The organism is Cronobacter malonaticus LMG 23826 (assembly GCF_001277215.2).
Classification (GTDB): domain Bacteria; phylum Pseudomonadota; class Gammaproteobacteria; order Enterobacterales; family Enterobacteriaceae; genus Cronobacter; species Cronobacter malonaticus.
In genome coordinates this window covers 901,405-914,689 of sequence record NZ_CP013940.1, presented here as the reverse complement: position 1 = coordinate 914,689, position 13,285 = coordinate 901,405, and the positions used below count along the sequence as shown (strand labels likewise).

Annotated in this window: 15 protein-coding genes; 2 read left to right on the top strand and 13 right to left on the bottom strand. The window is 58.2% G+C overall.

From position 1 onward, the window contains the following. Nucleotide 1 precedes the first annotated feature (1 nt). On the bottom strand, nt 2–1,369 hold the full coding sequence (locus tag AFK66_RS04240; RefSeq protein ID WP_007777347.1) for a PTS transporter subunit EIIC: 1,368 nt from the start codon (nt 1,367–1,369) through the stop codon (nt 2–4). A gap of 13 nt (nt 1,370–1,382) precedes the next feature. Then, on the bottom strand, nt 1,383–2,276 hold the full coding sequence (gene murQ / locus AFK66_RS04235; protein ID WP_007777349.1) for an N-acetylmuramic acid 6-phosphate etherase: 894 nt from the start codon (nt 2,274–2,276) through the stop codon (nt 1,383–1,385). 121 nt (nt 2,277–2,397) lie between these two features. Between murQ and AFK66_RS04230 the strand changes: the two genes are divergently transcribed. Both AFK66_RS04230 and AFK66_RS04225 read left to right on the top strand, forming a co-directional pair. Then, the gene (locus AFK66_RS04230; protein ID WP_004387386.1) at nt 2,398–3,246 is read left to right on the top strand and encodes a MurR/RpiR family transcriptional regulator; all 849 of its coding nucleotides are present in this window, start codon (nt 2,398–2,400) and stop codon (nt 3,244–3,246) included. A 56-nt stretch (nt 3,247–3,302) separates the two neighbouring features. Next, the gene (locus tag AFK66_RS04225) at nt 3,303–3,563 is read left to right on the top strand and encodes a YfhL family 4Fe-4S dicluster ferredoxin (RefSeq protein ID WP_023898185.1); all 261 of its coding nucleotides are present in this window, start codon (nt 3,303–3,305) and stop codon (nt 3,561–3,563) included. Here AFK66_RS04225 and acpS read toward each other — a convergent pair. From acpS to rpoE, 11 genes are all read right to left on the bottom strand, one after another. Then, a complete protein-coding gene (gene acpS, locus AFK66_RS04220) occupies nt 3,560–3,940 on the bottom strand; it encodes a holo-ACP synthase (protein WP_004387384.1) in 381 nt (126 codons plus the stop codon). The two genes, AFK66_RS04225 and acpS, sit on opposite strands and share 4 nt — an antisense overlap. Then, on the bottom strand, nt 3,940–4,671 hold the full coding sequence (gene pdxJ, locus AFK66_RS04215) for a pyridoxine 5'-phosphate synthase (RefSeq protein WP_004387383.1): 732 nt from the start codon (nt 4,669–4,671) through the stop codon (nt 3,940–3,942). Before pdxJ ends, acpS begins: the two co-directional genes overlap by 1 nt. A gap of 74 nt (nt 4,672–4,745) precedes the next feature. After that, a complete protein-coding gene (gene recO, locus AFK66_RS04210; protein ID WP_004387382.1) occupies nt 4,746–5,483 on the bottom strand; it encodes a DNA repair protein RecO in 738 nt (245 codons plus the stop codon). A gap of 9 nt (nt 5,484–5,492) precedes the next feature. Next, a complete protein-coding gene (gene era / locus AFK66_RS04205; RefSeq protein WP_007777363.1) occupies nt 5,493–6,398 on the bottom strand; it encodes a GTPase Era in 906 nt (301 codons plus the stop codon). After that, on the bottom strand, nt 6,395–7,075 hold the full coding sequence (gene rnc / locus AFK66_RS04200) for a ribonuclease III (RefSeq protein ID WP_004387379.1): 681 nt from the start codon (nt 7,073–7,075) through the stop codon (nt 6,395–6,397). The genes era and rnc overlap by 4 nt, the downstream gene beginning before the upstream one ends. 171 nt (nt 7,076–7,246) lie before the next feature. Continuing rightward, the gene (gene lepB / locus AFK66_RS04195; RefSeq protein ID WP_023898184.1) at nt 7,247–8,212 is read right to left on the bottom strand and encodes a signal peptidase I; all 966 of its coding nucleotides are present in this window, start codon (nt 8,210–8,212) and stop codon (nt 7,247–7,249) included. Nucleotides 8,213–8,226: 14 nt separating this feature from the next. Continuing rightward, a complete protein-coding gene (gene lepA / locus AFK66_RS04190; RefSeq protein ID WP_004387377.1) occupies nt 8,227–10,026 on the bottom strand; it encodes a translation elongation factor 4 in 1,800 nt (599 codons plus the stop codon). A gap of 199 nt (nt 10,027–10,225) precedes the next feature. Next, complete coding sequence (gene rseC, locus AFK66_RS04185; protein ID WP_023898183.1) at nt 10,226–10,705, bottom strand: SoxR-reducing system protein RseC; 480 nt, start codon at nt 10,703–10,705, stop codon at nt 10,226–10,228. After that, entirely contained in the window at nt 10,702–11,655 is a 954-nt protein-coding gene (gene rseB, locus AFK66_RS04180) for a sigma-E factor regulatory protein RseB (RefSeq protein ID WP_032968359.1), read from the bottom strand. The genes rseC and rseB overlap by 4 nt, the downstream gene beginning before the upstream one ends. Beyond that, nucleotides 11,655–12,305 carry an anti-sigma-E factor RseA gene (gene rseA, locus AFK66_RS04175; protein ID WP_007777375.1) on the bottom strand — a complete coding sequence of 217 codons (651 nt, stop codon included), beginning with the start codon at nt 12,303–12,305 and terminating at the stop codon, nt 11,655–11,657. Before rseA ends, rseB begins: the two co-directional genes overlap by 1 nt. A gap of 31 nt (nt 12,306–12,336) precedes the next feature. Then, nucleotides 12,337–12,912 carry an RNA polymerase sigma factor RpoE gene (gene rpoE / locus AFK66_RS04170; protein WP_004387373.1) on the bottom strand — a complete coding sequence of 192 codons (576 nt, stop codon included), beginning with the start codon at nt 12,910–12,912 and terminating at the stop codon, nt 12,337–12,339. Nucleotides 12,913–13,285 lie beyond the last annotated feature (373 nt).

The window sequence follows — 13,285 nt, the reverse complement described above, 5'->3', positions numbered from 1 at the left end:
CTTACTCCTCTGGATCGTTAAAGCCCAGGAACCACGTAAACAGAAAACCGGCGATCACCGCTACCAGATAGCCTAACAGATAGAGCATCACTTTTCCGGTCACGATGGTAAGCGCCAGCGGTAGCCCGGAGATGCCGAAAGTGATAACCGTCGCCACTTTAAAGTAGCTGATAATCGCGCCACCTGCCGCCCCGCCAAGGCACGCGCCGATAAACGGCTTGCCGAGCGGCAGCGTCACGCCGAAAATCAGCGGCTCACCGATGCCGAGCAAACCGACCGGCAGCGCCCCTTTGATCACCTTTTTCAGCCGGGCGTTGCGGGTTTTCAGCAGCACCGCCAGCGACGCGCCAATCTGCCCGACGCCCGCCATCGCCAGGATCGGGAACAGCGCGTTATAGCCATGCGCCTGGACCAGCTCGACGTGAATGGGCACCAGCCCCTGATGCAGGCCAGTGAGCACCAGCGGTAAAAACGTGCCCGCCAGCACCGCGCCCACCAGCAGCCCGCCTTTATCGATAGCGAGCGACGCGCCATGCGCGATAGTTTCCGAAATCCAGCCGCCGAGCGGTTGCAGCGCCACAATGGCGACCGCGCCGGTAATGAGCGTCGTCAGCAGCGGATTGAGGATGAGTTCGACCGACACCGGCAGCAGATTACGCAGTTTTTTCTCAAGCCAGCACATCAGCATCACCACCAGCAGCACGGCGATAACACCGCCGCGCCCCGGCTGTAACGGCTCGCCGAAGAGCGTAATCTGCGCCAGCTGCGGGCTGGAGAGAATGCCCGCCATGACGCCGCCCATCGCCACCGAGCCGCCGAATACCCGCGCGGCATTAACGCCGACCAGGATATTCATGATGGCGAACACGGCGCTGCCGAAAATGCCAAGCAACCCCAGCAGGTTCGGATAGCTGGTGGCGAAGCCGCCGACGATATCCGGGCGTTTGAGGATATTGATAATCCCGGTAATCAGCCCCGAGGCAATAAATGCCGGGATCAGCGGAATAAACACGTTCGCAAGCTGGCGCAGCGCGTCGCTCATCGGCGCTTTATAGCGCGCTTTCGCCTGGGCTTTCGTGCGTGCAGCGTCATCAATCGCCGGTTCGGTGGACGTCGCGCCCTGCATCTGCGCGCGCATCGCATCGACGATTTGCGCGGCGCGTCCGGGGCCGGCAATCAGCTGATGCTGTTCGCCCTGTTTCACATAGCCGCTGATGCCGGGCAGCGCCTTTAGCGCCGGGAGATCCATCAGGCTCTCGTCGCGCAGCTCCAGGCGTACGCGCGTCATGCAGTTTTCCAGCCGTAAAATATTGCCCTCGCCGCCCACGCCGTTGAGGATGTGCGTGGCGAGCGTCGCTGATTTTTCCATACGTTACGTCCCCTTACGGCTGCAACGCCGCTCTTAAAAAGCCGTTATGCGCCGCGAGACGCGCATGGGCCGCCTGCGCGTCCAGCCCGGTCAGCACCATTAAAATGGCGGGTTTCACTTCATAATCGGTCTGTGTGAGCACCGCTTCGGCCTCTTCACGCGTCACGCCGGTCGCTTCCATCACCATCCGGCAGGCGCGATCCACCAGTTTGACGTTGGTCGCTTTCATATCCACCATCAGGTTCTGGTAGACCTTGCCGCACTTCACCATCGCGCCGGTGGAGATCATGTTAAGCACCAGTTTCTGCGCCGTACCGGATTTCAGGCGGGTGGAGCCAGTGAGCGCCTCCGGGCCGACCACCGGCGAAATGGCGATTTCCGCCGCTTCGGCTATCGGCGAGCCGGGGTTACAGGAGATGGCCGCCGTCGCACAGCCCAGCGCGCGGGCGTACTTCAGGCCGCCGATGACATACGGCGTGCGCCCCGATGCCGCCAGCCCCACCACCATATCGCGCGCGGTAAGCCCGATGCCTTTGAGATCGTCTTTCCCAAGCTGCGCGTTATCTTCCGCGCCTTCGACGGCTTTCAGCAGCGCGCCGGGGCCGCCTGCGATAAGTCCGACCACCACACCATGCGGCACGCCGAACGTTGGCGGGCATTCCGAGGCGTCCAGCACGCCAAGACGTCCGCTGGTGCCTGCCCCCATATAGATGAGCCGCCCGCCGCGAGTGAGCGCCGCCGCCGCCGCGTCCACCGCCTTCGCCACATCCGGCAATGTTTCACTGACGGCGTGCGCCACACGCTTGTCTTCTTCGTTAAAACGCCTCAGCATCTCAAGCGTCGGGAGCGCGTCGAGATCCAGCGTATCGGGATTGCGGGTTTCTGAGACCAGCGAGCCAAGATTCATATTGCACCTCTGAATTTTTAATTCATAATGATGGCGCTATAATGGAATATAAAATTCAAAGTGGCGAGTAAATTTCCCGGCATTGAAAAGCCGATCACACTTAATCCAGCCGGAGGCGTTGATGAATACCCTGATCCTTATCCGCCAGCGATACCCGACGCTGGCGCAAAGCGACCGAAAGCTTGCCGACTTTTTGCTTCAGTTTCCCGACTACGCTCGCCATTTAAGCTCGCAGCAGCTGGCGGCGGAAGCGGGTGTCAGCCAGTCGAGCGTGGTGAAGTTTTCGCAGAAGCTCGGGTATAAAGGCTTCCCGGCGCTGAAACTCGCCATCAGCGAAGCGCTCGCGAGCCAAAGCAACATTCACTCGGTGGCAGTGCATAATGAGATCCTGGGCGATGACCCGCTGCGTCTGGTGGGCGAAAAGCTCATCAAAGAGAATGTCGCGGCGATGCACGCGTCGCTGGATATCAACCCGGAAGAGAAACTGCTGGCGAGCGTCGGGCTGCTGCGCAACGCGCGGCGCATCGTGCTGACCGGCATCGGCGCGTCGGGGCTGGTGGCGAAAAATTTCTCCTGGAAGCTGATGAAAATTGGCCTTAACGCCGTAGCCGAACAGGATATGCATGCGCTGCTGGCCACCGTGCAGGCGATGGAGCCGGAAGATTTGCTGGTGGCGCTTTCTTACTCCGGCGAGCGGCGCGAAATCAATCTCGCCGCCGACGAAGCGCTGCGCGTGGGCGCGCGTATTCTCGCCATCACTGGTTTTACGCCGAACGCGCTGCAACAGCGCGCGACGCAGTGCCTTTATACGATCGCCGAAGAGCAGGCGACGCGCAGCGCGGCAATCTCCTCCACTTCCGCCCAGATGATGCTCGCGGATCTGCTGTTTATGGCGCTGGTGCAGCAGGATCTGGAGAAAGCCCCGGAGCGTATTCGGCACAGCGAGGCGCTGGTAAAAAAACTGGTCTGAGTAACAAATGGGCGTATAATGCCCGCCCTGTTTGTGTTGTTTCTGAGATTTTCCTGATGGCGCTGCTAATCACTAAAAAATGTATCAACTGTGACATGTGCGAGCCGGAGTGCCCGAACGAGGCTATCTCAATGGGAGACAACATCTACCAGATCGACACCGCCCGTTGCACAGAATGCGTGGGGCACTACGAGACGCCCACCTGTCAGAAAGTGTGCCCGATCCCCAATACGATTATTAAGGATCCGGCGCATGCAGAGAATGAAGAGCAGCTGTGGGATAAATTCGTGCTGCTGCATCATGCCGATAAGATCTAGCTTTCGATAATTACCGTGGCACAGGCGTAGTGCCGCTCGTCAGCAAGCGTGACGTGTACTGACGTCACGCCCATCCGCGCCGCCAGCCGTTCCGCTTCATCCCACAGCCGCAGCTTTGGTTTTCCCAGCTCGTCGTTAAACACTTCAAACTGATTAAACGCCAGCCCGTTGCGGATGCCGGTGCCAAAGGCTTTCGCCGCCGCCTCTTTTACCGCGAAGCGCTTCGCCAGAAAGCGCACCGGCTGCTGGTGCGCCTGATACTGCGCCCACTCGTTCGCGCTCAGCACCCGCTTCGCCAGCCGGTCGCCGGAGCGGGAGATGACCGCCTCGATGCGGTCAATCTCCACGATATCGGTCCCCAGACCCAGAATCGCCATTAGCGACGCGCTTCCAGCATCAGACGTTTCATCTCAGAAACCGCCTCTTTCAGGCCGCTCATTACGGCGCGCCCGATAATTGCGTGGCCGATATTCAGCTCATGCATTTCCGGGAGCGCGGCAATCGCCTGGACGTTGTGGTAGGTAAGCCCGTGCCCGGCGTTCACTTTCAGGCCTTTGCTCGCCGCATAGGTGGCGGCTTTCGCGATACGCTCAAGTTCGCGCGCGCGGGTGGCGTCGTCTTCGGCATCCGCATAGCAGCCGGTGTGGATTTCAATATATGGCGCGCCGACCGCGACCGCAGCGTCAATCTGCGCGTTATCGGCGTCGATAAACAGCGACACCAGAATGCCCGCCGCCGCCAGACGCTGGCAGGCGTCGCGCATTTTATCGAGCTGACCCGCGACATCCAGCCCGCCTTCGGTGGTCACTTCCTGACGCTTTTCCGGCACCAGGCAGCAGAAATGCGGTTTTGTCTCGCAGGCGATGGCCAGCATCTCTTCGGTGACGGCCATCTCGAGGTTCATACGGGTGTGGAGTGTCTGGCGCAGAATACGCACATCGCGATCGGTGATATGACGGCGATCTTCACGCAGGTGAACGGTGATGCCGTCCGCGCCTGCCTGCTCGGCGATGAACGCCGCCTGTACCGGGTCCGGATAAGCCGTGCCGCGGGCGTTACGCAGCGTGGCGATGTGGTCGATGTTGACCCCTAACAGCAATTCAGCCATGACAATCCTCGTAAATCGACAAAAAGTGCAGGCAGTTTACACCTGGTCGGGAAAGGCTGGCTATGGTTGCGCGGTCAGGCGGTTTCGCCTTCCGGCGGAAGCGGACGTTTTTTAGGCACAAACTGGCGAAACAGCTCGCGGCTCTTCAGCGGTTTGCCGCCGAGATACGGTTTGAGCGCCATACGCGTGAAACGCTTGGCGGCGCGCAGGGTGTCAACATCGGGGAATTCGCGTGTGGCGAGCGCTTTGAGTTGACGGCCGGTAAAGGAAGTGTTGTCGATAACCAGGCTTGCGATAAAGCCCTTCTCTTCACGATAGCGGTAGGTCATTGCGTCATCGACTTCATCGCCGGTGCCCGCGCAGTGCAGAAAATCGACGCCGTAGCCAAGATGCCCGAGCAACGCGAGTTCAAAGCGACGCAGCGCAGGCTCCGGTGAGCCACTCGCGCCAGCCAGCGCCTGAATGCAGTGCAGGTAATCGAAGAAAAGCTCGGAAAAGCGGGTTTCCGGCTCCAGCACGCGCGCGACCAGTTCGTTAACGTACAGGCCGCTGTATAGCGTGATGCCGGAAAGCGGAAGCGCAAGCGAAACGGCTTCGGCGCTGGTGAGGTTTTTGACGTCGCCGCGCCCGCTCCAGCGCACCAGCAGCGGGGTAAATGGCTGTAGCGCGCCTTTGAGATTAGAGCGTTTACGGCGCGCGCCTTTGGCGACCACGCGCACGCGTCCCGACTCTTCGCTGAACAGATCGATAATCAGGCTGGTTTCGCTCCACGGACGCGCGTGGAGCACAAAGGCGCGCTGCCAGCCTTCCATCAGGTGGCCTTAGAGATCGTCGACGTAACCGAGACTGCGCAGGGCGCGCTCATCGTCGGCCCAGCCCGATTTTACTTTAACCCACAGCTCAAGGTGCACCGGCGCTTCGAACATGTCCTGCATGTCCTTACGCGCTTCGATGCCGATGGTTTTGATTTTGGCGCCTTTATTGCCAATCACCATTTTCTTCTGCCCTTCGCGCTCAACGAGGATCAGCCCGTTGATGTCGTAACCGCCGCGCTCGTTCGTCACGAAACGCTCGATTTCGACCGTCACCGAATACGGCAGCTCGGCGCCCAGGAAACGCATCAGTTTTTCACGGATGATTTCGGAGGCCATAAAGCGCTGCGAACGGTCGGTGATGTAATCTTCCGGGAAATGATGAATCGCCTCCGGTAGGTGCTTGCGCACAATCGCGGCGATAGTATCGACATTCATGCCTGTTTCTGCGGAGATCGGCACAATATCGAGGAAATTCATCTGGCTGCCCAGGAACTGTAAATGCGGCAGCAGCTCCGCTTTGTCCTGCACGTTGTCGACTTTGTTGATAGCCAGAATGACCGGCGCTTTACCGTCGCGCAGTTTGTTCAGCACCATTTCGTCGTCCGGCGTCCAGCGGGTGCCTTCGACCACGAAAATCACCAGCTCGACGTCGCCGATAGAGCTGCTGGCCGCCTTGTTCATCAGGCGGTTAATGGCGCGTTTCTCTTCCATATGCAGGCCGGGGGTATCGACGTAAATCGCCTGATACTCGCCCTCGGTATGAATGCCCACGATACGGTGGCGCGTGGTTTGCGCCTTACGGGAAGTAATAGAAATTTTCTGCCCGAGCAGTTTGTTCAGCAGCGTTGACTTCCCGACGTTCGGGCGGCCAACGATGGCGATAAACCCGCAGTATGTTTTGGTTTCGCTCATTCCAGCTCCAGTTTTTTCAGCGCCTGCTCAGCGGCTGCCTGCTCCGCTTTGCGGCGGCTGGAACCCGTGCCGACCACCGGTTCGCTCAGGCCACTTACCTGGCAGTGGATAGTAAATTCCTGATCGTGAGCTTCCCCACGCACCTGTACCACCAGGTAAGACGGCAGCGGCAGATGGCGCCCCTGCAGATATTCCTGCAGACGCGTTTTCGGATCTTTTTGTTTATCGCCCGGACTAATTTCATCCAGACGCGTTTGATACCAGGTGAGAATTAAGCGCTCAACGGTCTGGATATCGCTGTCGAGGAACACGCCGCCAATTAAGGCTTCAACGGTATCGGCAAGAATCGATTCGCGACGAAAACCGCCGCTTTTCAGCTCGCCCGGCCCAAGGCGCAGGCACTCGCCCAGCTCAAATTCACGCGCGATTTCGGCGAGCGTATTACCACGCACCAGCGTTGCACGCATACGACTCATGTCGCCTTCATCGACACGCGGAAAACGGTGATACAGCGCGTTCGCAATCACGAAACTTAAAATGGAGTCACCCAGAAACTCCAGACGCTCATTATGTTTGCTGCTGGCACTGCGATGCGTTAATGCCTGCTGCAACAGATCCTGATGATGAAAAGTGTAGCCCAGCTTTCGCTGAAGCCGATTAATTACGATGGGGTTCATGCGATACCAATTAATGAATGCGTCAAAAATTCAGCACACGGAACAGGGCTGATGGGGTTCAAAGCTGTTTCGTGTGCCGTGGCTCCCTTGCGGGAGCCAGCCGGAAATCGTCGGGGGAATATTCTATACACAACGACAGGGGATGTCGTTAGTTCCAACAGATTTAATTCGTTAATGAATGCCGCCGATTCGATTCAGGCGCACGCCTGTCGGCCATTCACCTTCCTGCTTCTCGAAACTCATCCAGATAGCGGTCGCTTTGCCCACCAGATTCGCCTCCGGGACGAAACCCCAGTAACGGCTGTCGGCGCTGTTATCGCGGTTGTCGCCCATCATGAAGTAGTGGCCCGGCGGAACAATCCAGGTGCCGTTCTGCTGGCCCTGCTGACGGTAGTAAATACCGACCTGATCCTGCGCGATAGGCACTGTGAGAATGCGGTGCGTGATGTCGCCTAAGGTTTCCTTACGCTCGGTCAGGCGAATGCCGCCGTCTTTGCTTTCGTTCTTCGGTACCTGGAAGAAGCCGCTGCTCGCCTCGCCGCCGCTCTGACGGCCAAACGTCTGTACGAAATCGCTCGGCTCGACGTTCGAATAGGTGATTGGCAGCGCGTTCGCGCACGCCTGGCCTGAGCTGCAGTTCGGCTGGACGGTCACTTCTTTCGCCACCGGATCGTAGCTGACTTTATCGCCCGGCAGACCGACCACGCGCTTGATGTAGTCAAGACGCGGATCGCCCGGATATTTAAACACGGCGATATCGCCGCGCTTCGGATGGCCGGTTTCGATAAGCGTCTTCTGGTAAATCGGATCTTTAATGCCGTAGGCGAATTTCTCCACAAGGATAAAATCGCCGATAAGCAGCGTCGGCATCATGGAGCCAGACGGGATCTGGAATGGCTCATAAATAAACGAGCGCACCACCAGAACGACCGCCAGAACCGGGAAAACCGACGCGCCGGTTTCCAGCCAGCCCGGTTTCGGGCCTGCTTTTTTCGACGCGCCCGCGTCCTGCGCATCCGCGGCGGCATGCGCCGCGCGCTCGCGACGCTTCGGCGCGAAGATAAATTTATCCACGCACCACAAGATGCCCGTCACCAGCGTTGCGATGACCAGGATCAGGGCAAACATATTCGCCATGCCAACTCCTTAGGTTATTTACCGTCTTTCCCAACGTGCAGAATGGCGAGGAACGCTTCCTGCGGCAGCTCGACGTTACCGACCTGCTTCATGCGTTTTTTACCCTCTTTCTGTTTCTGCAACAGCTTTTTCTTACGGCTGACGTCGCCGCCGTAGCATTTTGCCAGCACGTTTTTACGCAGCTGTTTCACTGTGGAGCGGGCAATAATGTGGTTGCCAATAGCCGCCTGAATGGCGATATCGAACTGCTGGCGCGGGATCAGATCTTTCATCTTCTCCACCAGCTCGCGACCGCGGTACGGCGCGTTGTCGTTGTGGGTAATCAGCGCCAGCGCATCGACACGCTCGCCGTTGATCAGCACGTCGACACGCACCATGTTCGAGGCCTGGAAGCGTTTGAAGTTGTAATCCAGCGACGCGTAACCGCGCGAGGTGGACTTCAGGCGATCGAAGAAGTCGAGTACCACTTCCGCCATCGGAATTTCATAGGTCAGCGCAACCTGATTGCCGTGGTACACCATGTTGGTCTGCACGCCGCGTTTTTCAACGCAGAGCGTGATGACGTTACCGAGGTATTCCTGCGGCAGCAGCATGTGACACTCGGCGATAGGCTCGCGCAGTTCCTGAATGTTGTTCAGCGGCGGCAGCTTGGACGGGCTGTCGACATAGACCACTTCGTTATTGGTCATCTGCACTTCATACACAACGGTTGGTGCCGTGGTGATGAGGTCGAGATCGTATTCGCGCTCCAGACGCTCCTGGATGATTTCCATATGCAGCAGGCCGAGGAAGCCGCAGCGGAAGCCGAAGCCCAGCGCCGTCGAGCTTTCCGGCTCGTAGAACAGCGAGGCGTCGTTCAGGCTCAGTTTGCCGAGCGCGTCACGGAAAGACTCGTAATCGTCAGAGCTGACCGGGAAGAGGCCCGCGTAAACCTGCGGCTTCACTTTCTTAAAGCCAGGCAGCGCTTTTTCCGCCGGGTTACGGGCGAGCGTCAGGGTATCGCCCACCGGCGCGCCGAGAATGTCTTTAATCGCGCACACCAGCCAGCCCACCTCGCCGCATTTCAGCTCGGTGCGGTCGATTTGCTTCGGCGTGAAAATCCCGAGACGGTCAGCGTTATACGTCTGGCCGGTGCTCATGACTTTCACTTTGTCGCCTTTGCGCAGGGTACCGTTCTTAACGCGAATAAGTGAAACGACGCCGAGATAGTTATCAAACCAGGAGTCGATAATCAGCGCCTGTAACGGCGCGTCCGGGTCGCCTTCCGGCGGCGGGATGTCGCGCACCAGACGTTCCAGCACATCCTGTACGCCCACGCCGGTTTTCGCCGAGCAGCGCACCGCGTCGGTAGCGTCGATGCCGACGATATCTTCGATCTCTTCCGCCACGCGCTCAGGATCGGCGGCGGGCAGGTCAATTTTGTTCAGTACCGGCACCACTTCGAGATCCATTTCGATCGCGGTATAGCAGTTGGCGAGCGTTTGCGCTTCCACGCCCTGGCCTGCGTCCACCACCAGCAGCGCACCTTCGCACGCGGCGAGGGAGCGGGAAACTTCATAGGAGAAGTCCACGTGGCCGGGAGTGTCGATAAAGTTAAGCTGGTAGGTTTCGCCGTCAGAGGCTTTGTAGTCCAGCGTCACGCTCTGGGCTTTAATGGTAATGCCGCGCTCGCGCTCCAGATCCATGGAGTCCAGCACCTGCGCTTCCATTTCGCGATCGGAAAGGCCGCCGCAAATTTGAATAATACGGTCAGACAGCGTCGATTTACCGTGGTCGATGTGAGCGATGATCGAAAAGTTGCGTATGTTCTTCATATAGCGAGATTTTTATGCCTTATAAATCCTGAGAGGCTCGGCGCAACGCGCGGTACTGAGCATGATGTCTCTGGCTGTCTTATGCCTGAAACGCTGCATTCTACACTACAACCAGAAAGCGGGGAAACTGCGTCTCAGGTAAGCATAGACGGCGAATGAAAATCACAGGGAAAGGCGGCGTAAAACACGCAGCCGGTGGTTACCGGCTGTCTGAGGAAGGAGACGTTTCAACGCGCAGCGCATCGGGCGGAAGGCCCACGCTGAGGATAACCGGCTGCCAGCTGTCACGCGACGCGAAGTTCGGCGACAAGCCGCGCGCCAGCAGAAAACCGCCCACGCCACCCAGCGCCGCGCCGCACATCGCGGCGAGATCGGAGCCAAACAGCGCCTGGAACACGCCTGCCATGATAAACAGGCCCACCAGCGGCGACAGATAGACCAGCATCGCGGAGCCAAGCAGGCTGCCTTCGGCGATGCCCAGTTCCACTTTCTGCCCGGCTACCAGCGGCTGTTCGCTCGGCACGTTGATATAGTGCGTGTTCTGCGGCCCCAGCTTGTTCAGCACGCGCGTGCCGCAACCGGCGCGGGACGCGCAACTGCTGCAGGAGGCTTTGACGTCACAGCTAAGTACAGCTTCGCCGTTTTGCCACGATACGACCGTGGCCCACTCTTTAATCATTGAGATGCCCTGAAGGTAATGCTGCTCGCGATGCGCTTCGCCGTCGGTGGCGGCAGTTCACCCACCACCGTGATTTCGGCATTATTGCGCACTTCGGTGCTGACGGTGCGTCTGCCGGTGCGCAGCATCTGTTCGCTGCTATTGGCGCTCGCGCGGCTCACGTTAATCGAGAAACTAAACAGCCCGTCAGAATAGAGCCGCGACTCTACCGGCGAATCGACGCCCGGCAGCGGCCGGCGACTGCTGGAAATTTCAGTAAAGCCCTGCGGCAACCACGATGCTGACCAGCCAAACTTAACGTCATCGCCCGCCGGTACGGAGAGAAGCGGCGGCAGCGAGGCTTTCGCCAGATTCTGCATCATCGTGCCGGGCTTATCGTTCACCGTAAAGGAGACGACGCGGAACTGCTCCAGCGTTTCGCCGTCGCGATCCAGCAAATCGACACGCATTGGCAGGCGGGTCTCGCTATCAACCCACGCGATATAACCATAACGGGTGCCATCGCGCGCCACCACGCGGATCACTTCGCAAAGCCGGTCGGCAATGCGGGTGCGCCCGACGGAGATAAAGTCGTAATACGGCGCGAGGCGGCGGAAATCGGTATAAACCAGCGACGGCAGCGAATCGACGATGAAATCGCCGTTCAGGGTAAACGGCTCAAGCCCTGGCTCGAAATAGCTGATTTCCGAACCGCGCTGCACGACTTCGCGACGCGGGCCGTCCAGCTGCAATAATTGTGCGAGGGGCTTATTGTCGAGCCTTGCGTGGCGGTAGCGTAAAGATTCCACACCCTGCTTGTTGATGCTGACAAATGAGAGCTCGTAGTTGAGTGACTGGCTCGCCAGGTTCATTTGCTGCAACAACGCCTCGGACGATGCATCTGCCGAGGCGTTGAAGGAAACGAACAGGCTGCCCGTCAAAAGAGAGACGGCGCACCAAAGTTGCTTCATTACTGCGATTGAGTTCCTAAAGTCTGGTTACCAGGCACTTGTAAGGCGGCCTGCTGCGTCTGCGACTGCTCCAGCTGGAGCTGCTCGGCATGCAGGCGGCGTTGCAGTTCGTAATCCTGCAACATCGCGTTAATGCGGCGACGCTGTTCCTGTACCTGCGGCTGACCGCCTGCGGCGTTGTTATCCGCCGTCGGCACGCCAAGGCTGACCGGGCTGGCTTTACCCATCATCGGCAGCGTATTGAAAACCGGCGCTTCTGGCTGCGCGGTAGCATCAGGTTGACCGTTATAGTGCTGAACGCCGACGATCACCGCCAGCGATACGCACGCTGCCATGCCGACCTGCGTCAGCAGGCTCGCCCAGGGGCGCACTTTGTGCCAGAAGGGCATTTTGCTCCACTGTTGCGGCGCGGGCTGTGATTCAGGGATGAGCGGCGCAACCTGACGGGCTGGCTCATTTTCAATCGCCGCCATCACGCGCGCGGAGATATCAAAATGAAGCGTTTCGCCGGTATCGCCGCGCAGGGTATCGCGAATGAGGTGATAGCTTTCCCAGGTTTGCTGCAACGCTTTGTCGTTTTCGACCGCGCTCAGCAATTCGCTGTCCAGTGCTTCCCCATCCATTAAAGCGGAAAGTTTTTCTTTCTGCATGCTTAATACCTTTTCCAGTATCCCGCTATCGTCAACGCCTGATAAGCGGTTGAACTTTATTATCAATGGCTTCCCGCGCACGGAAAATGCGGGAGCGTACCGTACCAACCGGGCAATCCATAATAGCCGCTATCTCTTCATAGCTAAGGCCATCCAGCTCCCGCAACGTAATTGCCATGCGTAAATCTTCCGGGAGTGACTCAATGGTACGGAATACAATCTGTCTCAGTTCCTCAGACAACATTAAGTTCTCTGGGTTCGAAATTTCTTTCAACGCGCCGCCGCTTTCGAAATTTTCCGCCTCGTTGGCGTCCACGTCACTGGACGGCGGGCGACGACCCTGAGCGACTAAATAGTTTTTTGCCGTGTTCACGGCGATACGGTAGAGCCAGGTATAAAACGCGCTGTCGCCGCGAAAAGAATCAAACGCGCGCCAGGCTTTAACAAAAGATTCCTGAACAACATCAGAGACGTCGCCTGAGGGGACATAGCGGGATACCAGATTCGCCACTTTATGCTGGTAGCGAATGACCAGTAAGTTAAAGGCTTTCTGATCTCCCTTCTGGACCCGTTCGACAAGGACCTGATCCGTTAACTGCTCGCTCATCCGAGGTAATGTCTCCCCAAACCTGAATTTCCACGCGTAATCGAAATGCCACCCGAACTCTGCACTGTGAGCAAGCAGAAGCTTAGAGCGCCGGTTGCCCGGAAAGTTCCGTTACGCCTTTGTTTTTGTGCGGCAATCGCGAACGCCGGTTCTATTCATTATATGTCCACAATCTGAATGACGGCCTGCGAAGACGTGACTTTGTTACACAAGCCGCTTGCAGGGTAACGCAACACCACCATTTTTTCACCTTTAAATCTTTGGGATGCGCGGTGTTACGCAGCGTTTTCAGCATGCCGGGCCGCGTTAAGGCAGAGTGTCGCTCGCGTGTTTAGTGGTTACAACGAAGATTAAAAAAAGCGTGTTTGATTTC